Here is a 25,733-nt window from a genome sequence, read left to right as displayed (position 1 = left end):
TTGCCAAAAGAATTCTATTCAAAAAGCCTCCATTTCGTTACTCCCGCAGGAGTAAGAAATGGAGGCTTTTGTTATATCCTTTTGTTGTATCTATCCTTAACCTATAAAATTCGGCAGTACCGGATTCATCGCATTTCGTCAGGCTTGAGCCGAAGGCTTTTTCACAAACTTGGCGACTTTCTCGAGTACTTCATCTTCGGTCGGAGCGCTGACATAGCGGCCATTAATAAAAACAAAAGCACGCTTGGCGCAAGGCCCGCAGTAGGATTTGCAGCCGATTTTGATCTCGGCATCCGGTGCCAGCTTTTCGAGTTTGGGTAGTATCGTTTTCAGACGGATATGATTGCATTCATCACATACGCGTATATCGTTAGCCATGAAAATTTCCCTTCTTGATCATCTTAGTGATGATGATGACCGTGGTCGCCTTTGGAAGGATTCGTAATCACAAAGCCTTCTTCTCCGGTGTACAGATAGTCGATTTTGACGCCATCCAGCCAGGATTCGTTAGGATCAACAGCCACATCAATCTCTTTATCGGTCGTTACGATTTCTTCGTTAGCCTGGGGCTCGCCCAGATCAAGACCGTAATGTACATGGTCTCCGTGAGAATGCGTAACAAACACGCGCAGTTTCAGGCCTTCATTTTCAGGCTTGTCTATTTCTTTTTTCAGAACTTTGGCAGCATTACGGGTGATTTTGACTTTCATGAGATCAGCTCCTTGGGATCAACTTGCCTGCAGCAGGCACGAAACAATACTACTATTGTATAACTGGCATCTGCATTACGCAAGGACAAACCGGACCTTAGCGCTGTGGATTATAGTCGACCAGAGACAGCTTGCCTTCCGCTCTGGACACAAACCAGTTCATCATTAGCAGCGTCACACCAATATCATCGATCGGCATAAAAGGCATCACATCAGGCATAACCCAGTATACCAGTACCGGGATGGCAAACAGCAGCTTTTCCCGCAGCGGCAGCTGTCTGGAGGTCAGTAAGCCAGGCAGTTTTTTGAATACATTTATCCATTGTTTAGCTGAGAATAATCGGGTCCATTTAGACAAAGTAAATCTCTCCCTTATATATAAATAGAAAACAGATTGTGTAGTTACAAAAAAGACGTCCATCTTATCTTGTACACCAAATAGCGCAGCCGATACAGGGACATCCTCCATATAATACGTTTGAATACCAAAAAGTTTCATTAATTTATAAATTCAAATACATTTAATTTGAATCAAACAATTGTCTCCACAAGCGTATTGGATAATAAAGCGGCCCATCCCTCTCCACAGAAGAAGTCTTGCTGTACGAAGAACTGGCCGCTGCCTGCTTATATACATACGAATGATGAGTATTACCGGCATCATTGATACGAACGAACGCATAGAGGAACAAAGCCATCAGCAACGCGATAATCCTGTATTTCATCCAGCATTGCACCTCCTTCGATCGTATAGTCCGCTACTTTTAATTACTTACATAATTAACCATAGCCATTGATAGTATAAACGCTGTTGAGCTTTTTAAGCTTCGAAATATCCAGTATTCTGCTATTAACTATGTAATGATGCCATTGTTATGAGCAAATAGCTGTTGCATTCGGCTTTCGATATTATGATGACGGTCTTCGACATCGGATAATTAGACAATTCCAGATACTGGTTATTCCTGTGTCCGATAAAAAAAGCGCCTTATCGAATCGATAGGCGCTCGGATATTGCATGTATATTTCGTCTATTCCCGACGATGGCCGGCTTAGACGCTGTAATTGCTGCTTTTGTTGCTGCCAGCTGGAGGCGTAGTACCTGTTTTGGCACCACCTGTTGATGTGGAAGAACCTGTCGTTGTGCTGCTGGATGAAGAAGAACCCGCAGCTGCCGTAGAACCGGAGTTAGAAGATTTGTCAGAGCTACTGTCTTCGTCCTGACTTTCCTTGAATTCAGCCAGTTCAGTTTTCACTTCTTCTGTAGCTGTCTGGATTTGCTCTTTCCACTCTTTGGCTACGCCGATCGATTCTTTGACTACTTCGACCACTTCGCGGCCTTTTTCGGTAACTTCATGACCTTTTTCGTTCATTACCGGACCTTTTTCCTTCACCAGTTCAGCCAGTTCGACCAGACTTGCACGCATTTCTCTGCCTGTTTTTGGAGACAGCAGTGCTGCTACCCCTGCGCCAATCAGTGCTCCTGCGATCATGCCGTATACCAATTTCGATGTTTGCTGTTCCATTATTATCTCTCCCATTCTCGTATAGTGTACTCTGCTTTCTATTACCCACAGAGACAGCAATTATCCCACTTTTGTGAAAACGTACACATATTTGTATCTTTCGGAGCAGAAAAACAGTCCATACAGGGATTACAGACGCAGATTCTCCACGACTACGCCTATAGCAAACCATACATATCCGATTCTTTTATAACGAATAGCCCTTTTCCGAAAAACGGAGAAAGGGCTATTGTTATTTCTGTATACGATAGACGCAGCATTGACCACCTTTGGCAATACATTCGGTACGTGTTACTTTGGCACCGAGCAAGGTCTCGAATAGCTCCTGCTCGCAGTGACAGGCGACATTATATTGATCTGCTACCCGGTTGATCGGGCAGTTAAATTCATATATCGTAAATTCATCCGGACGGTTCTGCTCATAGCTCGCCATATACCCGCTATTTTGCTGGATATCTGTCAGTGTCGCTACCCGTTCACCAAGTGTCTGCTGTTCCATTAGTGGCTGATAACGGTTCAGCAGCTTGCGTTTACGGCCTTCGAATACTCTGGCAATATCCTCTTCATCCAGTTCATCCAGCAAATCAAGCGCCAGCTGATGATAGTTATGAGGAAAATGTTCTTCCGCCCGCTCACTAAGGCGAAAGCGCAGATAAGGCCGGCCTGTCGGAATCTTCACTGTCTCTGCCAGTAGCAATCCTTCCTGCTCCAACCCCTGAATATGACGTCTGACCGCCATTTCGGTAATATTCAATTCCCCTGCCAGATCCGATACGCTCGCCGGGCCCCGGGTTTTTAAAATCATCATGATTGTACGCCGGGTCGACGGCTCCTGGTTGGATTTCATTCCCTGACCCCCTTGCATCAAAATAAAAAATGACCCTGTTCGCTATTGTCAGCGACAAGGGTCACATTATCCCTTTAATAATACCGTTATTGTAGCTTATCCGGCTGGGGATGTAAATTTAAAACTGTATGCAAGCGGCAGATTTCGCTATTTTGTACATGGATCAGGAAGATGTGGAAGTACCCAGCTCTTGATCGAGATAGCTGCTGATCTGCTCAATAAAAGTATGCAGAACCTCCGGCATCACCGGTGTCAGCGCATGCAGTTCTCCACGCGGCCAGTCATAATAATCTTGAACCAGCGGACGACGCAATCGCACCAGTTCCATCAGCTGTGCTGCTGTATCCGGATCGACGACTTTCTCATCAAGCATAATATCCACAATATCCTCATAGCTGCTGGCATCGCGCATAATAAATCCATCGATCAGATAACTGCCGATATCGGTTACACACTCTACCGCCAGATGAAGCGCACGTTCCTGTACCATGCCGGAGGTGAGACTACCGTCCCAGGCAGAGGCGACCTGCATCAGCGCTGTACGCACCTCATCCAGCGCGTGAATGCGGCGTTCGATCTGTTCACGATTTACATAATACATGGTGAAGCACCACCTTAATATTCGTAGTCGACAGCGATCGTTGATTCTTTGACCGTACCGATATAATCACTTACTTTAACGTGCTCGGGGTGAACCTGGTATGCCTGCAGTCCATCCATATTATCAAATGTAGTAATCAGGGCGACATCATAGGAACGTTCACTGCGAATCAGATCGACCCCTACTTCGATCGAACGAAGGGATTCTACCTTGCCTTCCAGATTGCGCAATTGAGATACGACAGTATCGATAACGTCCTGGGAAGCTTCTTTGAATTTGAACAGTACAATATGCTTGATCATAACAAGAATGTCTCCTTTGGCTGATGGGATTCCATTCCAGCATGCGGTTCACCGGAATATGTACTTTATTATGGTATCACATTCTACTGCGATTTATTATATGAAATCTTTTATATCCTTCTGCAGATCAAACCATACTGAACAGCCAGCGGAAAAACCGGAGAATCATATTGATTTATATCCAGATCAATGCTACGAAAAAACAAAAGGAACCTCTAAAAAGAGGTTCCTCGGTTGGTTTATGATGAAAAAATATAAAGTTCCGGTAAATCGTATCCGAATACAGATTGTTCTGTAGTCAATACCGATTACTCGGCGTTTTCGCTACCTTCGGTTGCTGGTGCGTCTTCCTCGGAGGAAGCTTCCACATCTTCATCAGCTACACGCGGTACCGCTACGGAAGCGATAATCTCTTCCGGACTGGAATCCAGTGTAACACCAGATGGCAATTCAACATCACCTGCTGTGATGCTATCACCGATTTCCAGTTTAGAGATGTCTACAGTCAAAAGACTTGGCAGATCTTTGGCCAGACCGGATAATGCCAGTTCTGTTGTCTGATGCTGGAATACACCGCCTGCTTTGGTGCCGGCAGCTGTACCATGGAAATCCAGTGGTACATTAATGCTGATCGCTTTGCTGGAAGATACCTGCATAAAGTCTACGTGCAGGATACGTCCTTCCTGACGCTGAATATCTTTCAGCAGTACCTGTACATCTTTACCGCCTTCCAGAGTCAGCGAGAAGATGTCCGCTCCGCCGCGGCGCGCTTGTGCTTGCAGCTGTTTGCTGTCTACATGTACTGGCACGCTACCCAGATCGGGTCCATATACTACGCCAGGTGTGCGTCCTTGTTGACGAAGCTCACGGATGGCGGAATGTTTTGTTGCTTCACGTTTTTCGGCTTGAATTTTCGTATTCGTACTCATAAGTATTGACCTCCCTAAATTATGAACGATATTTGCTACATACATAGTGCAATCGATCCAGCGATAGAGCTACTGGTCATTATTCTTATGTACCCGCATAGACAAGATTTGCAACACCTTGCCGAATTTTTTTGGCTATCATTACATAGAAAATCATATAAAACATAATGTTATATAGGACGGAGAACGTGTTGTTATATACGATGTAGAATGTGATATGTTATCGCTCTGATTTTGCCCATTTTTGCTTGGCGTGGGATGAATGAATTTGCCGGGAACTGAATAAATAAACATATCCTATCCACTGTTGCCCTTTGTAGTACGAATCCAATCAACGCCTGTGTTTGATTAGTGATTTTCTGGTCTTATCTGGCGTACTTTTTTGAATTCTTCAAAATACTGTACATCATTATTTAATATTTATTAGAATAACCTTTTACAATCTAATCACTGGCAATTAATAGATCCATTTTCCTCCTTCCCTGCCAATAAAAATTTATTGTCGGACATTAATACTCAGGTTTATGTCATTTTGTATCCAAGACAAAATTAAGTGTTAAATTTCCTTTAAGAATAGTAATTATTTTAGTAAAAGTCTGCTTGAAACAAGTGTCCGGGTGTTGTAGGATGTTGAAAGGACCATAAAACCACCTGCACAAATATGAATAATTATTTATCGGAGGAAATATGCCTAATCAACCAGAACGACATTTTATAGAGGCGTGGTCTCTGATCAACCGTAAATACCTCGGCAAGGGTGTCCGCGTCAAGAGATTCCGCAGACCTACACGCTGCCAGGTCCGCAATCGCGTTTTACTGGCTGTACTGATGGTGAAGGATATTAAATTATCCGAGCTTGCGGAACGGTTATCGGTCTCATCACGCAGTGTTAGCGCCTGGGTCTACGAAGGCCGTTTACCGGGCAAAGCCAATCTTGAAAAAGTGTGCCGGGAACTTGGATATCCACATCATATCCTATTCAATCAACAGGTGATCAATAACAGCCCGGTGATTTGCCAGCAAGCCCCTTCCCGTTTTATGAAACGGACTATTACCCGCTCGCCAGTGCGTAATCATATTCTTACCGGCTTATGTATGGTCCATGATTTGTCCGTTACGGACGTGAGCCACTGGATCGGTGTTCATCCCGGAACCTTCCGCAAATGGCTGCATCAAGCTACTCTGCCATCACCTGCTTTTCAGGAGAAAACGGAACAGTTTTTCCGTATTCCCAAATCCGTTTTGTTTGCTGATTGCGTCCTAGGAGAAGAAGCGGAACCGGAATTTGCAGAAATACAGTAATACGCAGAGACGTCTATAGAGTCTGCTGTTAGGATAAAAAAGAAAGCCCCGTCCTTTACACCATTTTGGGTGCAGACGGGGCTTTACTTGTCTGGACATTTAATAGTTAACTAAGAATGAAGCAACTGTCCAGTATTTTGGGGCATTCAAAGTGACTATCTCATCGCAAATCCAATTCAGCCGGATATAACAGCTGGCGACGAGGTAGAGTCACGTTGAATCAGCTGAGGCGTATGAATTTTTTCTTCCCAGCTGCTGTTTCCGTTCATCATTTGCAGGATCATATCAGCTGCAGCGGTACCAAGCGCCTGCTTGGGATGGCTTAATGTAGTAAGCTTGACTTCGGTTGCTGTCGCCAAGAAGGAATCGTCAAATCCAACCAGTGACAGATCATCCGGTACCGACAATCCGGCTTCTCGGATAATCTGCAGCAGATTAATCGCCAATTCATCGTTATACAGTACCCAGCCGGTTGCCCGTTTGGGAGCAGACTGGCGAATGAGCTGACGGGTCTGTTCCATCGGTGCGATATGCTTGTCCTCTGTCGTATACGTAAAAATCAGCGATGGCTGCAGCGGAATACCATATTTGCGATGAGCAGCTACAAATCCGCGCATCCGCCGCACTCCCTGCATATCATCAGTTTTGAAAAAGCCGGCAATTTTGCGATGACCCAGCTCGATCAGATGCTCGGCTGCCAGAAATCCGCCCTGCTCATCATCCATACGCAGACAGGGAGAATCCATCTCCTCGTAACTGGCATTAATCATCAGATAAGGAATCTCGCGATTTTCCATCGTCAGAAAATAATTAAGATTGGCACTGCGCTCACCACTGCGTGTCGGCTCTACAATCAATGCAGCCGGACAATGGTTGAGCATCATTTCCAGGCATTCCCGTTCCTTGACCGGATCGTTCTCTGTACTTGCCAGCAGCAGTCGATACCCTTCCGACCGCAGTCTGGTCTCAATCCCCTGCACAATCTGCGGAAAAATATAATCGGAAATGTATGTCGTAATCACACCTACGATTCGGTTATCTTCCTGGGGCTTAACCGCTGGATCAGCTACAAAAGTTCCTTTGCCCTGCATCCGGTTCAACCAGCCTTCACGTACCAGCTCTCCCAGTGCTTGACGCACAGTCTGCCTGCTGACATTGAATTGATCAGCAATCTCGTGCTCCGATGGCAGACGGCTGCCGGGCAGCAATCGGGAAGAGTGAATCCAGGATAATATTTCATCTCTTACTTGTCTGTATTTTGCAGCCATGGTTCCTCCGAACTTATCAATTTGGATTTTTATCAGTGTAACATAGACATGATTTTTTATAGAGAGTTCCCTGAACCAAGCAGACAAGATATCGCTTACATTTCCAAACAGCGTCTACTTGTATGTATGACTTTTTGGATATCTTGCATTTAAAAATAGTTGTACATACATTTTAAGAAACTTTTGATTGGATGTCCATGCCTAACTTTGCTGCTAGATCCGCTAATGAGGCAGGCTGTTTCCTGATACACTTGCATACAAAAAGGCGCACCCTGCTTGAAGCAGAGATGCGCTCATTCGTGTTCAATTCATTTAATAAATCGTTTGTCCGTATTCTTACTCTGCAGTCTAGTCAAATACAGCAGATCATCAGATATTGAGCCAACGACTGATCAGCTGCAGCAAAATCAGCAGTCCGCCAAATTGCAGGGATGTTCGCAGAGACAGCCACAATAACCGCTGGTGATTCTGCAGATTGCGCTTTTCCCCTTTCATCTCGCTGTACATCCGGCACAACGGCCATGCTACGATCAGTGCCAATATGCCATAGATCGGAATCACGCCGAAAACGACACACATCACGATACTCAGCAAAGCGAGCGACAGCAGCACAATAGAGAAATAAAAAGACTTGGTTACTCCCCATCTTACGACCAGTGTACGCTTGCCCACCTGCTTATCCGTTTTCCAGTGTAAAAAGTGGTGATTAAAAAAGGTCAGCGTTGTAAGAATGCCCATCGGCAGCGACAAGATCCATAATCTAGGATCAAAATAACCGGTCTGCACATAATAGGAACCCATCACCGGGAAAATACCGAATGACAGCAAATGCGCCATCTCGCTCATTCCTTTGCCGACGTATCCATAACGCACGGGCGGCACTACATAAAACAGAGCCATAAAACAGCCCAGACCTCCCAGCAGCAATACTCCCCATCCGCTGAGGAAATAAAGGACGACAGCACAGATCAGTGCAACTCCCAGTACACACCAGGAGACAATCTCATAATTGCGCTCACTCCATTTGCCGGAAGTAAGATAGCCTGAATCGGTCGAAATCGCCTCATCCGATTCAAAAGCAGCTTTGTCTGCTCCACTGCGGTAATCCCACAAATCATTGATCATCATGGAAAAAATGTGGGCTGCACAGGCACCGATCATTGTAATCAGCGCAATCCAGATATTGAATTCTCCGTTCCAGACCCAGGCCGCGAGCGTCCCCTGTACGATACAGATCGCCATCAACGGGACAAAGTGCATTCTTGAAGCCTGCCGAAATTCCTGCCATTTATTCATTATATTCCACCTTTCTGTTCTGATTATGCTTGGCCTACTACCTGACAGAATAGACTGTCGCAGTGGCTGCATATCCTGTAGTCATCCTTTGCAAACGGGCTGTTTCCTGGATATGTATAACACGAATCGGTATACAGCTACATGCATCATTAAACAGCTTGTTAAATGAATAAACGCTAGACAATCTTCCAAGAAAAAAACAGCAAAAGACAGCATCATTAGATGCTGCCTTTTAAAAGAAAGAAAAGCAATAATTTTAGCCGATATGACGACTCAAAATATCGATTACTTCCTGCTTGCTGCCTGCGTTCAGCAGTTCTGCACGAAATTCATCATGGATCAGTTTGCGTGATAGAGCAACCAGAATCTGCAAATGTTCATTGCCGGCATTGGCTTCCGGAACACCGATCATAAAAGCCATCGCTGCTGGCTGATCATCCAGCGATTCCCATTCAAGCGGCTGTTCAAAACGGGAGAATGCCAGTGCAGCCCGCTTTACTCCGGCCGATTTACCGTGAGGAATCGCTACGCCAAAGCCGATACCGGTCGAACTCTGCTGCTCGCGTGCCGTAACAGCCTGTACAAAAACAGCCGTGTCGGTAACGGCTCCGGCCGAATGCATCCCTTCAGCCATTTGCTGAATCGCTTCTTCACGAGTCGCCACGTTCGAAGGAAGAAAAATACTATCCAGACTTAACAGTTCACGAATATTCATTGGGTTAGACTCCTTTGCGATAACCGTTATACGGCTTGACTGACATGATCGATCATACGAATAGATGAATCGGTGTATAGTTAGCGGCCGGCTGTTAGGCCGACCGCCGGTGTTACACTTTTATACAATTTAGGCTGTTGCTTTGCGTTTGAGCAGCAGTACCATCAGCGCAGTTACGATTGTGCCAATAGCGATAGACAGTACATAGTAGCCCAGGTTATCAATCGCATTGGGGATAAACAGGACGAACACGCCGCCATGCGGTGCATGCAGTCCGCAGCCGAACAGCATGGACAGACCGCCTGCTACTGCCGAACCTACCATAAAAGAAGGAATAATGCGGATCGGATCGGCCGCTCCAAATGGAATCGCACCTTCGGTAATAAAAGATAGACCAAGTACAGAAGCAACCTTGCCGGCTTCACGCTCTTCTTTGGTAAAGCGGTTTCTGGCAATCAGTGTAGCCAGCCAGATTCCCAGCGGCGGTGTCATACCTGCCGCCATTACAGCTGCCATTGGTGTAAAGATCGAAGCACCCAGCAGACCTACTGCAAACGTATACGCTGTTTTGTTGAAAGGGCCACCCATATCAAGCGCCATCATGGCTCCGAGAATTGCGCCCAACAGTACAGCATTACCTGCGCCCATGTTAGTCAGCCATGCTGTCAGTTGCGCCAGAATCCACTGGATCGGTTCACCGATGACATATACCATCAGCAGGCCGATAATCAGAACAGACAATACCGGAACAATCAGAATCGGTTTGAGACCTTCAAAGTTTTTGGGCATTTTGATGTGTTTGATCAGCCAGTGTGCTACATAACCGGCAATGAAACCGGCGATAATACCACCGATAAAGCCTGCACCCATGTCTTTGGCAAGCACCCCGCCGACCAGACCCGGAGCGAGACCCGGCTTACCGGCGATTGAGAAGGAAATAAAACCGGACAGGATAACAACCATAAGTCCCATCGAAGCGCCGCCAATCGTAGACAATGCTGCTCCAAATGAACCTTCTACCTGGTCCACGCCGCCTTTGGTAAAAGCGAACAGGAAAGAAAATGCGATAATCAATCCACCCGCGATAACGAGTGGCAGCATATTGGATACGCCATTCATCAGGTGCTTATAGAACATGTTCTGCTGCTTGCCGCCGCCAATCGCCTCTTCTGCACGGGCAGGAGCCGCGTTACCACTTGCAGCTTCCATATTCAGTGCACGTGTGATCAATTCGCCCGGAATCTTGATCCCCTGCGCGACCGGTACACGTACTACTGGCTTGCCTGCGAAGCGTTCTTCATCTACATCGGTGTCTGCGGCCACGATGATCGCATGAGCTTCGGCAATCTCCTGGGCAGTCAGTCCATTTTCTACCCCTACGGCACCGCGAGTTTCTACTTTGATTTCGATATCCCGTTCTCTAGCCGCTTTGGCCAGTGATTCGGCGGCCATATACGTGTGGGCAATACCTGTCGGACAAGCGGTAACAGCCAGTAATTTTTTCATGTTCATATCCCCTTCTGTTCATATCAATCCTGGACACGTGGAACTTATTAATTAAACGCTTACAAAGCAGTTGTTACCCGATCACTTAGACAACAATCATATTGATCCCCAGCTTGCGAAGTTCAGTCACGACAGGTGCCGGTGCGCCTTCATCGGTAATGCAGTAATCAATATCCGTCAAATCTGCAAATTTGGCATAGGCGATACCGCCCAGTTTGCTGTGATCAGCCAGCAGAATGACCTGCTTGGCAATATGGATCATTTTACGCTTGATGGCCGCTTCTATCAGATTCGGCGTCGTAATGCCTTCCCGAAGATTCAGACCGTTGGTTGCCATAAAAGCTTTGTCCACCCTGACCATATCCAGCGCACGTTCTGCCATGGGTCCTACAAAAGCCTGTGTATCCGGCCTCAGCAACCCGCCGATAATCGACAATTCGATATTGCGGCAGTCTTTGAGTTCCCCCAGTACGATGACTGAATTGGTAATTACTCGAATCCCGGATCGGTGCCGCAATTCTCTTGCCAGCGGTAGCGTAGTTGTACCGGAATCCAGCAAAATGGTGTCTCCCTGGTTCACCATTTCGGCTGCTCTGCGAGCAATACGTTCTTTTTCTTCACGATAGGAATCTTCCTTGTCCATCATGTTCGGTTCAAAGTTTACACTTTGCAAGGAAACGGCTCCACCATGTGTTCTTTTCAGCAGTCTGGCATCTTCCAGTTCCTTGAGATCGCGCCGGACTGTTGAATCGGATACTTCAAAAGCTTCCCCCAGCTCCTGCACGGATGCACGATGATTTTGACGCAAGTATTCAACTATTTTATGCTTTCGTTCTTCTTCAAAAAGCACCGGGACATCACCGCCTGTCTGCTCGCTCCATCTATAATCATAACCCGTTGTATCGAGGGTGATCGTGATATGAATACTTGATGACTACTTTTGATTATTTGTGATCATCCTTGATTGATTATGATTATAATAGCGCTCTCATTACCTGTCAATAACATTATTTTTGTTTTTCAAATCGTGTGTTCAGACTGTTATTCGTATAGTCTATATCGTCCGGAGAAGCCTTTATATTTATAGGATTTGCGGCTGTCGAAAAGATTATTTTTAGCTGTTTGAATCATCAAACGGAAGCATTCAATCATAAACGGTCATGATTATATAACTTTTATAGAATTGAGCTCATTTTCATCAAAAATTTTTATAAAAAAGTTGAGATTGAGATGCTGATCTGCGTCAACTTCTTCAATTGAGTTGTTTATAGACTGTGCAGAAATAAAGCTGCTGGAACTTTTAGGAGTAAGTAGCGTCTAAATAAGTGTATACGCTATCATGTTCAAGGAGGTCTTTTGATGAAACGTACTTCAAAGCAACCAGCTACCTATTCGAATAAACATCGATTTTCGCGCACCTTGACTATAATCGGGTTAACCTCCGCTTTGCTCGGCACCAGTATCATTACTTCTCCTTCTTCCCTGCTGCCTGCATCCTATGCCGAAGCAGCAAGCAGTTCGCAAGCCGAACATGCGCAAAAATCCTATAATTTATTTATACAACGTCTGCAAAAACCGGCTACTCTGGGATGGGCACGGGCAACACTTGTGAACCGGATCGATGAGTTCACACCCACACAGGCGACACTCGCTGTTCTCCAATTGGAGAACGCATACAATAACTATTGGACAACCGCCATGGATCAGATGATCAAGCCGAATCTTCAGCAGGCAATTGGCCAAATTTACAAACCGGGCATGACCATGCTCACTGCTTCTGGTCAGGTCAAAAAGCCGAAATATCAAATGGTTCTTCAGGATCTTGCTCATATGGGCTACAAGCTTGAGGCTACCGAGGGTACCTATTATCCAGTTGTTGATTACAAAAGCTTCCAGGTATTTAATCACTATATCCAACCAGACATTCGGGATTATATAAATATCATGGCTGCCGAAACCGAACAGCCGACCAGCGAGGATGCCGGAATTGTGATTGGCTGGGATGAACTGCTGAAACGGACGCTGGCGATGGAGACATTTCTAAATACGTATTCTTCCTCTAACCGCAGAACGCCTGTGCAGGAATTGTATGACCGCGAGAAAATGTATGTATTTCATGGAACAGACAATACTCCGCTGTTCGAATATGGTACGCTCACGATTGATCCCGAAGCAAAAAAAGCCTATCAAATAGTCCTCGACAGCAAAACCAATACCCAGATTCAAAACAGCCAAGTGCTGACTTATTTACAGAAATATCTGCAATTGATTGAACAGTCCAGCGGCAAAAAATCAACTGAAATCGTACAATTTTTGAAGCAATATTCTCTTTAATCTGCTTCATCATTTATTCATATCAAAGCAGACCGTGTCCCCGAATACCGGTGGAAACGGTCTGCTGTTTGATGATTGCAGGAATAGTCATGCTTTGGCGCAGTGCCTATGAATTATCGCTTACCTGTACATTCATAGCCTCATACTCGGTGAATGGATCTTCAATATCTATGCAGTGAGCCTCAACATCTCCAACATCTGCATACCGTATTGCCCGCGGATGGTTGAAGTCTCTTAATTGGCTCAATTCGCTTATCATAATTATGCGACAATATTGCTAACCCGTATTCTCTCAGAAGGCTTATAACCAGCAAACCTGCATTCAATTTATCATGGTGCTTTTCATTATTAATTCTTTATCTGACCGAATGGTATATGGTATTACATCTTATAGGCTAATTTAATAACTAATACAAAATAAAAAGAGCAGTAAAGTAAACTTTATTTCCTTTAAAAGATAAGTAGCATGAAATTAATATAAGATATATCAGGGATATAGCAACAAAATTAACGTATATTATTCTAGACTGTAACATTTATTTCTTTAAAATCTATTTCCACCTTGCTATATAAACATATTAAGATGCTTAAATTAACCTATTATGTAATAAAAATTGACAATAATGAAACCTGTGTTAAGCTTAAAATAGTCATACACGTACAAACATATTTATTCATATATTAGATACGGCGGATTGGAACGATGATGTACATCTCTGAATCCGTCTTTTTTTATGGGCATTTTATTAACCGACTACCATTTTGCAACATATGCCAGGAGGCAACCTATTGAGTAATCTAATCGAACTAAGCACACGCACACATGAACAGAAATCCCAGAACAAAAACCTGAGAAAAGAAGGAAAAATCCCGGCGATCGTATACGGTAAAGAATTTGGCAGTCGTTCTGTGAGTGTTGGCGAAAAAGCTCTGCTGCTTGCGATCAAGGAAAATGGACATGCTATTCTGAACGCCAGTATTCCTGAGATTGGCAACAAACCAGTTGTCATTCAGAATATCCAGCGGGATGCTTTGACTAATAAAATTATCCATATTGACTTCCATCAGTTGAATATGAATGCTGCCATGGATTCTATGGTTACTATTCATTTCGTCGGCGAACCAGCAGGCGTCAAAGCCGGCGGAAGTCTGCAAACGGAATTGTATGAAATCGAAACGCGTTGCATGCCCGACAAACTTCTTAGCGCCTTTGAAGTGGACATCAGTGGTATGGAGATTGGTGATAGCTTGCTCGTATCCGATCTGCAGCTTCATGAAGGCGTGGAGGTTCTATCTGAGCCTACAGCCGTTATGATTCGTGTAGCTCCACAGGTACAGGCAACTGAAGAAACGACCGAAGAGCCTACGGCATAATGCGATTATCTATCTGCTAATCAGCTTTGCATAAACAAGCACCTCCCATTATTCTCTATCGTGTCTGACAAGAGAATTCGGGAAGTGCTTGTTTTTTTGTCGTACATCGGTATGTTCAGCAGCATATAAGGCATACATTATGGCAGAATCGAAAGGTATACACTATAACAGAATCGAGACGATTTATTTTATATTCTATTCAAGATCTGCTACTGGTGTCTGCACATCTTCATTAACAATCCCAATCATAAATCCGTCATAACCCTTGCTGCCTAGCGTCTGTATAGCTGTAGCGGTAATACGCGGTTCGTCTGCCAGCATATCATAAAATGTCCGTACCCCTTTGATACGCGGATCACTGCTGTGACGGTTGATAATTTCTCCTTCACGAATCACATTGTCGCTAAAAATAACTGTACCCCGCCGGGAAAAGTGCAGTGCCCATTTCAGATAATGGGGATTATTCGGTTTGTCCGCATCGATGAAAATAAAATCAAACGGCTCTACCTGTTCCTCCTCCAGCCAGGCCAGCTGCTCCAGCGCATCTCCCTGTCTCAGCTCGATCTGCGGGGTAACACCGGCAAGCTCAAAATTGGCCCGCGCTGTATCGGCATGATGCTGATCCAGTTCCAGGGTGACAATTCTACCGTCTGTCGGCAGTGCACGCGCCATCCAGATCGTGCTGTACCCACCCAGTGTGCCAATCTCCAGTATACGACGTGCGCCGGACATGCGAATCAGTAGCTGCAAAAACTGACCCTGAACCGGAGACACATCAAATGGCGGCAAATCTGCCTGATGATTATTGTCCAGTACCTCCTGCATCACCGGATCGGTGGGAATCAATTTCTGCTCTACATAATGGTCTACTTCGCTCCACTGTTGTTCATGATCTGTCGAATATCCAATACTCATAATAATCGCTCCCTTATACTGTTATGATCGAGATCAGTAGTCCGGACAGTCTTCCGATCATTTTTCCTGCCATGCTTCTGATCTCTACTATCAGCATAACGCTTGTAAAATGATAAATATAATATATCTTTATCGACTATTCATACATATAGGTTATGATTAATAGATCACCGACTGTAGTTGTACTCAATAATTGTCTTCCAATGAAAGGAGTATCTCCAATGAATCTGCATGCACTTCGTTTATTCCATACTATCGCAGCTACCGGTAATGTGACCCGCGCTGCTGAGCAGCTCAATATTAGTCAGCCTGCAATTACCGTTCAGATTAAAAAGCTGGAAAAAGAACTCCGCCTTCAGCTGCTGCAGCCGATGGGTCGCGGAATTACTCTAACAGCTGCCGGAAAAGATATTGCCAGTATGGCGGCGCGGCTGTTTGCAGTGGAGCAGCAGATCGAGCAGTTTTGCGAGCAGTACGAACAGGGGACCACCGGACAGATTACTCTGGCAGCGACTTATCTGCCCTCGCACTTTCTGCTGCCGGGCTGGCTGTCCCGTTTCAAACGGCAGTATGAAGATGTAGAATTGACCATTCATACGACCAACTCGGCCGATGCCCTGCATATGCTGACCCATGTGCAGGTTGATCTGGCGATCTACGGCGGTGTACCGGAACGTGTCAATGAATGGATTGATATGGAGGAGCTTTTTCGGGATGAGCTGTGGTTTGTCGTGGCACCGGATCATCCGTTTGCCGATCGGCATATTTCACTGGCCGAGATGATGCAGCAGTCTTTTGTGATGCGGGAGCAGGGCAGCTCTACACGTGAGCGTCTGCTGTCCCTGTGCCGCACCTATAATCTTCCAGCACCACGTATTACACTGCAGTTCAATGGACTACATGAAGCGATTGAAGCGGTTATTGCCGGGTATGGAGCCAATTTTGTCTCTTCCGTGATTGTGCGGGAGAGAGTCAAACGCGGCGAACTATGCCGTGTATATGTAGATGACGTTCAACTATATAATACGATTGCTGTCTGCACACGCAGTCAGGAGCCGCTTTCTGCGGCAGCCCGCCATTTTATCGAACTGGTTCGGGAACATCCTTTTTAAAAATGAATTAAAAAAATCTCCCGTACACCGATATCCAGTTGGATAAAAGGTGTCGGGAGATTTTCATTTTTGATTATTATGCAGCTGTTTTTTTGGTTTCAGCTACTTTTTGCTGTACTGATTTTTTCCAGATACCCAGCACCAGTGCAGAGATCACAGCACCGATAATAACTGCCAGCAGGAATAGCATTGCAGCTACGAGGTTGCTGCCGCTTCCGTTGTTCGCGAGAGCAGCTACAAAAATACCGCCGTGTGGAGCTGGCAGATTGATGTGCCAGAACTGCGTCAGACCACCTGCTACAGCAGAACCAATAATACATGAAGTCAGTACACGCAGCGGATCAGCTGCTGCGAATGGAATCGCACCTTCGGTGATGAAGGACAGACCGAGTACATAGTTGGTTACACCGGACTTGCGTTCTTGTTCAGTAAATTTGTTTTTGAAGAAAGTAGTCGACAATGCGATTGCCAGTGGAGGTACCATACCACCTGCCATAACAGCAGCCATCATCAGACCATTTGTATTGCCACTGGAAGTAAATACACCGATCGCAAACGCATAGGCTGCCTTATTGAAAGGACCACCCATATCGATCGACATCATGCCGCCCAGGATCAGACCGAGAATAATTGCATTACCGGTTCCCAGGTTGTTCAGTACATCTACGAGCCATGTGTTAATCCCGCCGAAGATCGGATCGAATAGATAGAACATAATTGTACCGGTAATCAACAGACCGAGTACAGGATATAGAAGAATCGGTTTTAATCCGTCAATCGCTTTGGGTAGACCGGCCAGCAGCTTGCGCAGACCAATAACTACATAACCAGCCAGGAAACCGGCTGCCAGACCACCAAGGAAACCGGCGTTGGAGTGAACAGCCATCAGACCGCCAACCATACCAGGCATCAGTGCCGGACGATCACCAATACTCATTGCAATAAAACCGGCCAGGATCGGAATCAGGAAGAAGAATGCACCTTCTCCACCACCGATTGTCTGCAGCAGTTGGAAGAGAGGATTGTTCTCACCGGCTGTCTGCTCGATCAGGAACGAGATCGCCAGCAGAATACCGCCACCGACAACGAACGGCAGCATGTGGGAGATACCATTCATCAGATCTTTGTAGATTTTGCTGCCTACACTTGTTTTCTCCTGGGATGCTCCTGCTTCACCCGACGACTTGCCACCCGAGCTACGATATGTTGGAGCATCTCCTTTCATCGCTTTGGTAATCAGTTCTTCGGTTTTACGAATACCGTCGCTTACTGGTCTTTGCAGTACCGGTTTACCGTCAAAGCGGTCCATCTCGACCTTCTTGTCGGCTGCCACGATAACACCACTCGCGCGGCGAATTTCGTCTTCGGTCAGTACATTTTGTGCACCTTCGGAACCGTTGGTTTCGACGCGTATTTCCACGCCCATTTCCTGGGCTTTTTTGATTAGTGCATCTTCTGCCATAAAGGTATGCGCAATACCGGTAGGACATGCCGTAACCGCTACGACGAACGGCTGGCTTGCTGCATTGCCTGTCAGCATCTCATTAGCCTGCTGTTCGCGTGTGTTTTCTTTTTGCTGTTCATTGGCCTTGGCTGCTTCTGCTTCCCTGGCTGCTTTGGCTGCCTTTTTCGCTTCTTCCTTGGCATCGGCTTCTGCCTGCTTTTGATCAAACAGGGCAGCGACTTCATCCGGTGTCTGGGTGTTCATCAACAATGCTATGAAATCGCTATCAATGAGCAGCTTGGACAATGCTGCGAGTGTACGCAGATGGGTATTCGCTGCACCTTCCGGAGCTGCAATCATAAAGAACAGATGAGCCGGTTCGCCATCCAGTGATTCGTAATCAACACCTCGTGGACTTTTGGCAAAAACAACTGTTGGTTCGTTTACTGCTTTGGTCTTTGCATGCGGCATTGCGATTCCGCCGCCGATACCGGTGCTGGACTCGCCTTCACGTTTCAGGATCATTTCTTTGAACAGGATCGGATCGTTAATGCGACCGCTGGAAGTCAGGCTGGCGATCAGCTCGTCAATTGCCGCTTCCTTCGTTACCGCCTGAAGGTCCATGATCATGACCTCTTTGATCATCAGGTCTGTAATTCTCATTGTGTGCACTCCCTTAATGTCAATCATCCTCTGCCGCTGTACAGGCGGCGGAAGATGTTAATTTGGATATACTTTTAGACGTTGTTAATGCTTACCTGTGGCAGCAGTTCATCAATCTTGGCACGATCGGCCAGATCATCGGAGAATGCTGTTGCACTGCCCGACGCTACTCCCGTACGGAAAGCTTCCAGCGGATCACCGTTCAGCACGAGTGTACCAACAAATCCGCCGATCATGGAATCTCCTGCACCGACCGAGTTTTTCACCTGTCCTTTTGGAACATTGGCATGGTAGACTTCCTCAGCTGTGATAAACAGAGCACCCTCGCCTGCCATAGAAATCAGGACGTTTTTGGCGCCTGCTTCGAGCAGCTTGCGTCCGTAAGTCACGATCTCTTCGCGTGTGCTGATGGTTACGCCAAACAGCTCGGCCAGCTCATGATGATTCGGTTTTACGAGCAAAGGACCATGTGGCAGAGCTTCCAGCAGCGCTTTGCCTGTCGTATCAATAACAAATTCCGCGCCAGCCTGGTGACACACTTCGATCAGTCGATCATAGAAATCGCTACCAAGTGAAGGCGGCACGCTGCCGGACAGTACGAGTACATCGCCTTTGGTCAGACTGGATAATTTGCTGACCAGCTGATCAGCTTCTGCTGCTGTAATAGCGGGACCCAGACCGTTGATCTCGGTTTCATCGCCGTGCTTGAGCTTCACATTGATCCGTGTATCATCGGCAATCGTCACGAAGTCCGTTTTGATAGAATCCTGCTGCAGCTTGTCTTCAATATAACGGCCGGTGAATCCGCCCAGGAATCCGATTGCCGTATTGTCCGCACCTAATTGGTTCAGGATACGGGATACATTGATTCCTTTGCCGCCGGGAAGCTTCAGATCGCGCTTCATCCGGTTCAAATCGCCGAGCTTGAGTTCATCCACTTCCACGATGTAATCGATAGAAGGGTTAAGTGTCACTGTGTATATCATAGTCATCCCTCGATTATTTTAGTTTTATTCATAATGGTCGGACGCGAATGTTCCGGCACCGATTCGGTTATCAGTACGGCATCGTCCAGATCCAGCAGCTTGGCAAATGTAACTTCGCCAATCTTGCTGGAGTCGGCCAGCACATAGGTGTGAGCGGCCAGTTCATGAGCACGTCGCTTGATCATCGCTTCCTCCGGATCAGGCGTTGTGTAGCCCATATCCGCGTCTACTCCGTTCGCTCCCAGAAAACATTTGTCGAACCGGAAGTTATCTATATTTTGCAAAGCCATACTGCCGATGACTGCCTTGGTATGAATCTTCATCATACCGCCGAGCAGATAACTGCGAATCCGCTTGCTGACAAGCGCTTCGACGTGAGACAGACCGTTAGTTACCACTGTCACATCCTTGGCTTCAATATAAGGGATCATCGCCAGGGTCGTAGTTCCTGCATCCAGATAGACACATTCGCCATCCTCAATCTCGCGAGCAGCCAACCGGGCAATTATACTCTTTTCGTGAACGTTTGTGAATGTTTTTTCTTCCATGCCGGGTTCCTGCGTTTTTTGGTTCAGCAGTGTGGCGCCCCCATGGATACGCTTGAGCAGCTGGCGTCCTTCCAGGTCAATCAAATCGCGTCGTATCGTTGATTCCGAAGCTCCAAGTACATCAACAAGCTCCTGCAATTTGACGATACCACGTTCCTGTAAGCGCTCTATAATCAGATTGTAGCGTTCCTCTGTAAGCATATTCATTCCTCCAACTGCTTTTAATACTACCATAAACCTGACAAAAAACAATCACTCTCCTTCAAAATAGTTCAAAAAGTTTCATACTTCGACGTTTTTCGTTCACAATTTTGAACACGAGGAAAAAACTTACACATTACGATCTATTTATCGGCATTTTCTGCCGCAATATATAGCTTTATATCCCCAAAAAAGCCAACGGCAGCAGCCGTCAGCTTTTGGATTCTATAACGTAAAATGATCCGGTTAGACTATTTCTCATGCACACTGGCAAGAGAATCATACACGAGTGGACCGAATAATCCACCTATCGTTTGCTCCCCACTTGGATCAAGCGGCTGATGCATACGGAAAATAAAGCCCTGCTCTCCTTTTGGCTCCCATACGACAAAGTTTTGCAGCAACTTCTCGTTTCCTGCTTGCAGGAACAGACGTGCATCGGTTAACGGCTCCCCTATGGTATCGCCGCTGTATTCCTTCACTTCACTTGTTGCAGCCAGCTCTTTTTTGCCTTGTTGGCGCAGTTCATCCAGATTAAAGTCCGCTGGTAGCGGCTCAATTTCGGCATAGTACTCGGGATTCGATTTCATAAATAGTCGATTGTTTTTCAGCTGCAATTCCTCATAGACATACAGCGAGTACCCTTCACCTTCTGTCAATACCGCGCGATGCTTGCTCAATTCGCCATTGATCAACATTTCATTGGTCTGGGTAGGTGGACGATCGGCAGAGGCGGCTTCACTGTTGTCCTGCTGGACAGCGATGCCGGCCTCCCCGGATTTTTCTCCGCTGCTGTTACCAGCTTCTTCTCCCGAAGCTGCAGGATTGGCTGTTCCGGAATTGGCTGCCGGAGATACAGGAGTTGGCACGGGCTCCTGGTTACTGCATCCAGTGAGTACTGTACCCAGCAGAATCGTAGATAGTCCTATCGTATACAAATGATTCATGTTCATATTCATTTCCTCCTTGGTATGGTATTCCTGAATATAGATGGATCCATATGCAGACAGGTGCTTATAAAGAAAGACAGTCTATGGCAGTAAAATGTTGCTTCTTTTACAATTTTTGAACTATTTTGATAATAAGCAGACAAGAGAAATAATATTCACACCAAAAAGGCATACCCGAAGATATGCCTTGATGTTCGATAGATAGGGTTACTCCCAGTCTCATGATTCAATTTGTAAACAGGTTGATTTTAACCGAATAATGTCCAGATTATCGATCCTGTCCCTGATAACGGAAGTGGCTGAAATCTGCATAGCTTCCCCGGTATTGATACATATCATGAGCAGCAATACCTACAAAATTGCCTGTAAATCCGCCGGACAGAAAACTTATATTTTCTGGTTCATACAGGGTCTGCCAGTCCGTATGGTCGCTCGCCGTACCGGTATAATAGTAGAATTGCGCCTGTGTCTCATGGACTTCTACGGCCAAATGAACCAGACCCTGATCAGGGATATCAATATATCCGGGAATCAGGCTAAATTGATCGGCGGCGCACTTCATCAGACGAATTACCCTGCGGTTGTCTTCACGGCTGATATAAGCATAGAGATAATTATCTTCATTCAGATACAATAGCAGTCCGGCCATTTGCAAATACTGCTGTGGATTATAATCAAGCGCTGTTTCTGCACGGAAATGCTTGTCCTGCTGGCGCAGTGCAAGCAGATGATGATGGAACAGAGTCTGCACCGATTCCCCGGCTGTCAACCGCAGATAGCCAGGTCTTGCCTTTAGGGAGCACCAGCTCTCATCTGCCAAAATACGAAGGGTGTTCCATTCGGGCCGCAGCTGTCCGGCAGCAAAGGAATCTTCAAACGTCCAATACGATGGCTCTGCAGCATCGTCACCAGAGCCAAAAGATGATACCAAGCCGCTATCTGGTTGGAGCGGAGCGGTGGCATCTGCTGATTGCTTCGTCTGGTAACTGCGCGGAGCCGCAACTTGTAGATGTGGCAAATGACCACCACCGGCTAATCGCAGCCAGCCCTGTTCATCCCAGTACACCTGCTGGAGTGCAGTCTCCCTGCCCAGAATCGCATATTGCCCTTCCAGCGGCCGGGTACACAGATGAGCCATATACCACTCCCCATCCGGCGTTTCGACCAGACTGCCATGGCCGGCACACTGCAGCGGCCAGTCAGGATGACTGCTGGAAGTCATCATCGGATTATGCGGGTCTACTTCGTACGTACCGAGTAGTTCCCGTGAACGCGCCACCGTCACCGAATGTCCGCTGCCGGTCCCGCCTTCGGCAGTGATCAGATAGTAGTAGCCGTCTTTTTTATAGATATGTGGAGCTTCTGTTTTCTTGAGCGCAGTACAATCGAACAGCTTGAACGACTCGCCGATCAGCATGCCCTGCTGATGATCGTATTCCTGAATAACGATACCGCTGGATTTATTACCCTCGGTAATCCGGTAATCCCACAACGCATTGAGCAGCCATTTCCGTCCATCCTCATCATGGAACAGGGAAGGGTCAAAGCCGCTGCTGTTGAGATATATCGGCTCGGACCAGGGACCACGAATATCGGATGCTGTAATCAGATAGTTATGATCATCTTTAAAAGGACGCTTGGTGCTTTTCACATCGGTGTACAGCAGGTAAAACAGATCGTCATGATAACTGAGCTGGGGCGCCCAGATGCTGCAGTTTTTAGGATTGCCTCTCAGATCCACCTGGTCAGTCAGCACATCCGTACAGTATGCCCATTCCACCAGGTCACTTGATTCATATACTCTCACCCCGGGCATCCATTCAAAGGAAGAAACTACAATATAATATATCTCCCCTACCCGCAAAATACATGGATCGGGATTGAATCCGCGCAGAATCGGGTTGGTAATCATCTGCTGAGCGGTTTCCGTAATCATCGTGTCTGCTGCTTTCATAACGCACTTCCTTTCTGATTCCAGAGATTTCAGAAATTCTAGAAATTCCAGAAATGATCTCCGGCGAATATCTTTTCCCTCGTCCACTCGGCTGATCCTCTCGCCAGACAATCTGACCATGGTACCCGATGCTTACGCAGCTCCTCTGCATGCAGTCGATCATATTCCTGATAGGTTACTGTCTTTTCATTGGCTGGCTGGTCCCAGTTATGCCAGCCAGCCGGATGAATATGATCGTCCAGACGACACTCTACCAGCATCGTACGTGCATATTCACGCCATGGACGCCCCAGATAGACAGAAGCAATATCAGGATCACCTGTTAGATAACAGCGGTACAGAACATATCCATAAGACTGACCCTGCGGTGTAGAAGCTGCCGTAATATAGGTAGATCGATTGCGATAATGACGCAGACTGTGAATCTGGCACTGATCAAAATAGGCTGTCGCTCCGCCGAATATAAAATCGACCGTACCTTCGATATAACAATGCTCGTACAATTGTCGATACTGGCTGTGATGCTCCCGGATCGGAATGCCACCGAATACCGCACGCTCCCGAGGCCGGGGTGGCAGCGGCCCGGTGAATAATGTATCCTGATGCCCGCGCAGCGTACATCCACGAAATACCGCGCGATCGCAATGTGCATAAACGGCTACCGCCTGTCCAATACCTTCGCCCTGTCCGGCAGAATTGATGATCGTCAGATTCTCCAGCAGCAGATTGCTTCCACCCAAAAAGACGGTCGGCGTCGCAAAAGTACCGATCGGCGCTCCCTGTTCATCTTTTTCCATAGCATGGCGGGCTGCTGTAATCTCCACCGTGCCGAGTCCGACAATGCGCAGATTGGAGCGATAGATCCGTACCGACTCCTCATAGATTCCTTCCAGAATACGGATCGTATCCATCGGTGGTATCATTGTTGGGTCTTGCTGAGATACAGGCTTTCTGCTTTTTCCATTTTTTGCTGCAAGGTTTTCCATATCAGCTGCACCAGGTACCCCCGGTATAGCAGCAGAACGACCGGTTTCCTGTAAAAGATACTCTGCTGCCTGGTGCTGTACATCCTTTTCCGGATTATCACCGGTCTCCAGTGCATCTACCGCCGCTTGGATCGTAGAATAATCGCAAAATGGATATCGGCCGACCAGAATTTCCATGGCTGTTCCTTTCTGTACCGGTGTGAATAGTGATACTGTACATGTATTTAATAGCTGTTTGCTTTGGCATTATTAGATGGGTAGCAAGGGGGGATCATGCTTGACTGTATGGCTGTAATTGGTAATCCATATTGTGTAGTTGGTAGTTAGCAGTTAGCGATCCTGCTATATGCACTTTGAAATGGATACTGTTTTATAAATACTTTTGCAGAAATGTCATCCAGACAGCCCGCATCTCGGCTGTCTCCATATGACCGCCGCTGCCAATAAAAGGTACCCAGTGTTCGGAGTGTCCAGCCTGTTCATATACCTGCTGCAGTCCGCTCGCCAGATGCTTCACTCCATCAATTGGACACAGGCGATCATTGCGGCCGACCAGACTGATGCGTGGACGCGGTGCAATCCATTCCTGTATATCAAGCGTACTATAGTGCTTTAGCAGACCGGGTACATAGGAGTAAAAGCCATGATGGTCGAGTCCGCGCCGATCTATCAATGTATGGGCATCCACCTGACCGCAAATATCGACTGTGACCGTGATACGTTCATCCAGCGCAGCCAGCCACCAGGCCATTAATCCGCCCATCGACATACCTATCGTGCCAATACGTGAAGCATCGATATCGGGTCGACTGCACATATAATCCAGCAGTCTACGGTTGTCATGGAGCATCATGCCCCATAGCACCTGCCCGTTCCAGAGCATTTCCTTGACCGTCTCGCTCTCGGTTCGGCCGCCGCGTTCGTTAAAGCACCACATATCAATACAACAGGCAGCATAGCCCATCCCGGTCAGAACTTCGGCAAAAGAAGGCTGCTGCAAATACGGACTGCTGCGCAGAAATTCGCGTTTGCCATTGGTATAATCGCCGCCATGCGAATGATTGAACACGACCAATGGAAAAGGCCCCTCCCCTGAGGAAGGAACCGCCACGTACGCTGGTACCTTTTCCATTCCGTTGAGATCCAGCAGCAGGGTCTCCAGATGGTAGCCATCCCGTTCTTCCTGCCATAGCAGCTCGCTGTCCAGCGTATACTGCTCTGGCAGATCGCCCAGCAGGGCTAACAGCTGATCCTTGCTTTTCAT

26 protein-coding genes are annotated in these 25,733 nt (G+C 46.7%); 4 read left to right on the top strand and 22 right to left on the bottom strand.

Features of this window, described 5'->3' with window-relative positions; all coding sequences use genetic code 11:
* Positions 1 to 138 precede the first annotated feature (138 nt).
* The 9 genes from AR543_RS10315 to AR543_RS10275 all read right to left on the bottom strand — a co-directional run bounded on the left by AR543_RS10315 (position 139) and on the right by AR543_RS10275 (position 4,915).
* Positions 139 to 378, bottom strand: a complete 240-nt coding sequence (locus AR543_RS10315; protein ID WP_046215629.1) for a YuzB family protein — start codon at positions 376 to 378, stop codon at positions 139 to 141.
* 23 nt (positions 379 to 401) lie between these two features.
* On the bottom strand, positions 402 to 710 hold the full coding sequence (locus AR543_RS10310) for a HesB/IscA family protein (protein WP_017813818.1): 309 nt from the start codon (positions 708 to 710) through the stop codon (positions 402 to 404).
* Positions 711 to 807: 97 nt separating this feature from the next.
* Complete coding sequence (locus AR543_RS10305; protein WP_060534121.1) at positions 808 to 1,068, bottom strand: hypothetical protein; 261 nt, start codon at positions 1,066 to 1,068, stop codon at positions 808 to 810.
* Positions 1,069 to 1,231: 163 nt separating this feature from the next.
* Positions 1,232 to 1,435 (bottom strand): hypothetical protein, encoded by a 204-nt coding sequence (locus tag AR543_RS10300; RefSeq protein WP_060534119.1) that lies wholly within the window; start codon positions 1,433 to 1,435, stop codon positions 1,232 to 1,234.
* 327 nt (positions 1,436 to 1,762) lie between these two features.
* Positions 1,763 to 2,236, bottom strand: coding sequence for a YtxH domain-containing protein (locus tag AR543_RS10295; protein WP_064505573.1), 474 nt, complete (start codon positions 2,234 to 2,236; stop codon positions 1,763 to 1,765).
* 232 nt (positions 2,237 to 2,468) lie between these two features.
* Complete coding sequence (locus AR543_RS10290; RefSeq protein ID WP_060534117.1) at positions 2,469 to 3,083, bottom strand: helix-turn-helix transcriptional regulator; 615 nt, start codon at positions 3,081 to 3,083, stop codon at positions 2,469 to 2,471.
* A 163-nt stretch (positions 3,084 to 3,246) separates the two neighbouring features.
* Entirely contained in the window at positions 3,247 to 3,684 is a 438-nt protein-coding gene (locus tag AR543_RS10285) for a DUF86 domain-containing protein (protein ID WP_060534115.1), read from the bottom strand.
* Positions 3,685 to 3,698: 14 nt separating this feature from the next.
* The gene (locus AR543_RS10280; RefSeq protein ID WP_060534112.1) at positions 3,699 to 3,986 is read right to left on the bottom strand and encodes a Dabb family protein; all 288 of its coding nucleotides are present in this window, start codon (positions 3,984 to 3,986) and stop codon (positions 3,699 to 3,701) included.
* Between the two features lie 308 nt (positions 3,987 to 4,294).
* Positions 4,295 to 4,915: a 50S ribosomal protein L25 gene (locus AR543_RS10275; RefSeq protein WP_060534111.1), complete on the bottom strand. Its 621-nt coding sequence runs from the start codon at positions 4,913 to 4,915 to the stop codon at positions 4,295 to 4,297.
* 687 nt (positions 4,916 to 5,602) lie between these two features.
* Between AR543_RS10275 and AR543_RS10270 the strand changes: the two genes are divergently transcribed.
* Positions 5,603 to 6,217, top strand: a complete 615-nt coding sequence (locus AR543_RS10270; RefSeq protein WP_060534109.1) for a hypothetical protein — start codon at positions 5,603 to 5,605, stop codon at positions 6,215 to 6,217.
* 176 nt (positions 6,218 to 6,393) lie between these two features.
* Here AR543_RS10270 and AR543_RS10265 read toward each other — a convergent pair whose 3' ends face one another.
* The 5 genes from AR543_RS10265 to AR543_RS10245 all read right to left on the bottom strand — a co-directional run bounded on the left by AR543_RS10265 (position 6,394) and on the right by AR543_RS10245 (position 11,852).
* The gene (locus AR543_RS10265) at positions 6,394 to 7,485 is read right to left on the bottom strand and encodes a GntR family transcriptional regulator (protein ID WP_060534107.1); all 1,092 of its coding nucleotides are present in this window, start codon (positions 7,483 to 7,485) and stop codon (positions 6,394 to 6,396) included.
* A 369-nt stretch (positions 7,486 to 7,854) separates the two neighbouring features.
* The gene (locus tag AR543_RS10260; protein ID WP_060534105.1) at positions 7,855 to 8,781 is read right to left on the bottom strand and encodes a prenyltransferase; all 927 of its coding nucleotides are present in this window, start codon (positions 8,779 to 8,781) and stop codon (positions 7,855 to 7,857) included.
* A gap of 256 nt (positions 8,782 to 9,037) precedes the next feature.
* The gene (locus tag AR543_RS10255; protein WP_060534104.1) at positions 9,038 to 9,496 is read right to left on the bottom strand and encodes a PTS sugar transporter subunit IIA; all 459 of its coding nucleotides are present in this window, start codon (positions 9,494 to 9,496) and stop codon (positions 9,038 to 9,040) included.
* Between the two features lie 129 nt (positions 9,497 to 9,625).
* The gene (locus AR543_RS10250; protein WP_060534102.1) at positions 9,626 to 11,002 is read right to left on the bottom strand and encodes a PTS fructose transporter subunit IIC; all 1,377 of its coding nucleotides are present in this window, start codon (positions 11,000 to 11,002) and stop codon (positions 9,626 to 9,628) included.
* 85 nt (positions 11,003 to 11,087) lie between these two features.
* Complete coding sequence (locus AR543_RS10245; RefSeq protein WP_060534099.1) at positions 11,088 to 11,852, bottom strand: DeoR/GlpR family DNA-binding transcription regulator; 765 nt, start codon at positions 11,850 to 11,852, stop codon at positions 11,088 to 11,090.
* A 509-nt stretch (positions 11,853 to 12,361) separates the two neighbouring features.
* Between AR543_RS10245 and AR543_RS10240 the strand changes: the two genes are divergently transcribed.
* Both AR543_RS10240 and AR543_RS10235 read left to right on the top strand, forming a co-directional pair.
* On the top strand, positions 12,362 to 13,336 hold the full coding sequence (locus tag AR543_RS10240) for a hypothetical protein (protein ID WP_060534098.1): 975 nt from the start codon (positions 12,362 to 12,364) through the stop codon (positions 13,334 to 13,336).
* A 789-nt stretch (positions 13,337 to 14,125) separates the two neighbouring features.
* Positions 14,126 to 14,710, top strand: coding sequence for a 50S ribosomal protein L25 (locus AR543_RS10235; protein WP_060534096.1), 585 nt, complete (start codon positions 14,126 to 14,128; stop codon positions 14,708 to 14,710).
* A 195-nt stretch (positions 14,711 to 14,905) separates the two neighbouring features.
* Here AR543_RS10235 and AR543_RS10230 read toward each other — a convergent pair whose 3' ends face one another.
* On the bottom strand, positions 14,906 to 15,625 hold the full coding sequence (locus tag AR543_RS10230) for an O-methyltransferase (RefSeq protein WP_060534094.1): 720 nt from the start codon (positions 15,623 to 15,625) through the stop codon (positions 14,906 to 14,908).
* Positions 15,626 to 15,846: 221 nt separating this feature from the next.
* On the opposite strand from AR543_RS10230, the gene AR543_RS10225 reads away from it, so the two are divergent.
* Positions 15,847 to 16,737 carry a LysR family transcriptional regulator gene (locus tag AR543_RS10225; RefSeq protein ID WP_060534091.1) on the top strand — a complete coding sequence of 297 codons (891 nt, stop codon included), beginning with the start codon at positions 15,847 to 15,849 and terminating at the stop codon, positions 16,735 to 16,737.
* Between the two features lie 76 nt (positions 16,738 to 16,813).
* Here the strand turns inward: AR543_RS10225 and AR543_RS10220 are convergent, their stop codons facing one another.
* The 7 genes from AR543_RS10220 to AR543_RS10190 all read right to left on the bottom strand — a co-directional run bounded on the left by AR543_RS10220 (position 16,814) and on the right by AR543_RS10190 (position 25,733).
* Entirely contained in the window at positions 16,814 to 18,844 is a 2,031-nt protein-coding gene (locus tag AR543_RS10220; RefSeq protein ID WP_060534089.1) for a PTS fructose transporter subunit IIABC, read from the bottom strand.
* A 74-nt stretch (positions 18,845 to 18,918) separates the two neighbouring features.
* Entirely contained in the window at positions 18,919 to 19,830 is a 912-nt protein-coding gene (gene pfkB / locus AR543_RS10215; RefSeq protein ID WP_060534088.1) for a 1-phosphofructokinase, read from the bottom strand.
* 2 nt (positions 19,831 to 19,832) lie between these two features.
* Positions 19,833 to 20,579 (bottom strand): DeoR/GlpR family DNA-binding transcription regulator, encoded by a 747-nt coding sequence (locus AR543_RS10210; RefSeq protein WP_060534086.1) that lies wholly within the window; start codon positions 20,577 to 20,579, stop codon positions 19,833 to 19,835.
* Positions 20,580 to 20,830: 251 nt separating this feature from the next.
* Positions 20,831 to 21,532, bottom strand: a complete 702-nt coding sequence (locus tag AR543_RS10205; RefSeq protein WP_060534084.1) for a hypothetical protein — start codon at positions 21,530 to 21,532, stop codon at positions 20,831 to 20,833.
* A gap of 265 nt (positions 21,533 to 21,797) precedes the next feature.
* A complete protein-coding gene (locus AR543_RS10200) occupies positions 21,798 to 23,483 on the bottom strand; it encodes a glycoside hydrolase family 43 protein (protein WP_082472191.1) in 1,686 nt (561 codons plus the stop codon).
* A gap of 38 nt (positions 23,484 to 23,521) precedes the next feature.
* Positions 23,522 to 24,469 carry a pectinesterase family protein gene (locus tag AR543_RS10195; protein ID WP_060536727.1) on the bottom strand — a complete coding sequence of 316 codons (948 nt, stop codon included), beginning with the start codon at positions 24,467 to 24,469 and terminating at the stop codon, positions 23,522 to 23,524.
* A 370-nt stretch (positions 24,470 to 24,839) separates the two neighbouring features.
* Positions 24,840 to 25,733 (bottom strand): dienelactone hydrolase family protein, encoded by an 894-nt coding sequence (locus AR543_RS10190; RefSeq protein ID WP_060534082.1) that lies wholly within the window; start codon positions 25,731 to 25,733, stop codon positions 24,840 to 24,842.

Origin of the sequence: Paenibacillus bovis (assembly GCF_001421015.2) — a bacterium.
Classification (GTDB): Bacteria; Bacillota; Bacilli; order Paenibacillales; family Paenibacillaceae; genus Saccharibacillus; species Saccharibacillus bovis.
This window is presented reverse-complemented; position numbering and strand designations above follow the sequence as displayed.

Bases quoted from the DNA above. Each gene is read 5' to 3' on its own strand.
- AR543_RS10315 (WP_046215629.1), bottom strand. From the start codon at position 378: ATGGCTAACGATATACGCGTATGTGATGAATGCAATCATATCCGTCTG.
- AR543_RS10310 (WP_017813818.1), bottom strand. From the start codon at position 710: ATGAAAGTCAAAATCACCCGTAATGCTGCCAAAGTTCTGAAAAAAGAA.
- AR543_RS10300 (WP_060534119.1), bottom strand. From the start codon at position 1,435: ATGAAATACAGGATTATCGCGTTGCTGATGGCTTTGTTCCTCTATGCG.
- AR543_RS10295 (WP_064505573.1), bottom strand. From the start codon at position 2,236: ATGGAACAGCAAACATCGAAATTGGTATACGGCATGATCGCAGGAGCA.
- AR543_RS10290 (WP_060534117.1), bottom strand. From the start codon at position 3,083: ATGAAATCCAACCAGGAGCCGTCGACCCGGCGTACAATCATGATGATT.
- AR543_RS10285 (WP_060534115.1), bottom strand. From the start codon at position 3,684: ATGTATTATGTAAATCGTGAACAGATCGAACGCCGCATTCACGCGCTG.
- AR543_RS10280 (WP_060534112.1), bottom strand. From the start codon at position 3,986: ATGATCAAGCATATTGTACTGTTCAAATTCAAAGAAGCTTCCCAGGAC.
- AR543_RS10275 (WP_060534111.1), bottom strand. From the start codon at position 4,915: ATGAGTACGAATACGAAAATTCAAGCCGAAAAACGTGAAGCAACAAAA.
- AR543_RS10270 (WP_060534109.1), top strand. From the start codon at position 5,603: ATGCCTAATCAACCAGAACGACATTTTATAGAGGCGTGGTCTCTGATC.
- AR543_RS10265 (WP_060534107.1), bottom strand. From the start codon at position 7,485: ATGGCTGCAAAATACAGACAAGTAAGAGATGAAATATTATCCTGGATT.
- AR543_RS10260 (WP_060534105.1), bottom strand. From the start codon at position 8,781: ATGAATAAATGGCAGGAATTTCGGCAGGCTTCAAGAATGCACTTTGTC.
- AR543_RS10255 (WP_060534104.1), bottom strand. From the start codon at position 9,496: ATGAATATTCGTGAACTGTTAAGTCTGGATAGTATTTTTCTTCCTTCG.
- AR543_RS10250 (WP_060534102.1), bottom strand. From the start codon at position 11,002: ATGAAAAAATTACTGGCTGTTACCGCTTGTCCGACAGGTATTGCCCAC.
- AR543_RS10240 (WP_060534098.1), top strand. From the start codon at position 12,362: ATGAAACGTACTTCAAAGCAACCAGCTACCTATTCGAATAAACATCGA.
- AR543_RS10230 (WP_060534094.1), bottom strand. From the start codon at position 15,625: ATGAGTATTGGATATTCGACAGATCATGAACAACAGTGGAGCGAAGTA.
- AR543_RS10225 (WP_060534091.1), top strand. From the start codon at position 15,847: ATGAATCTGCATGCACTTCGTTTATTCCATACTATCGCAGCTACCGGT.
- AR543_RS10220 (WP_060534089.1), bottom strand. From the start codon at position 18,844: ATGAGAATTACAGACCTGATGATCAAAGAGGTCATGATCATGGACCTT.
- pfkB (WP_060534088.1), bottom strand. From the start codon at position 19,830: ATGATATACACAGTGACACTTAACCCTTCTATCGATTACATCGTGGAA.
- AR543_RS10210 (WP_060534086.1), bottom strand. From the start codon at position 20,579: ATGCTTACAGAGGAACGCTACAATCTGATTATAGAGCGCTTACAGGAA.
- AR543_RS10205 (WP_060534084.1), bottom strand. From the start codon at position 21,532: ATGAACATGAATCATTTGTATACGATAGGACTATCTACGATTCTGCTG.
- AR543_RS10200 (WP_082472191.1), bottom strand. From the start codon at position 23,483: ATGAAAGCAGCAGACACGATGATTACGGAAACCGCTCAGCAGATGATT.
- AR543_RS10195 (WP_060536727.1), bottom strand. From the start codon at position 24,469: ATGGAAAACCTTGCAGCAAAAAATGGAAAAAGCAGAAAGCCTGTATCT.
- AR543_RS10190 (WP_060534082.1), bottom strand. From the start codon at position 25,733: ATGAAAAGCAAGGATCAGCTGTTAGCCCTGCTGGGCGATCTGCCAGAG.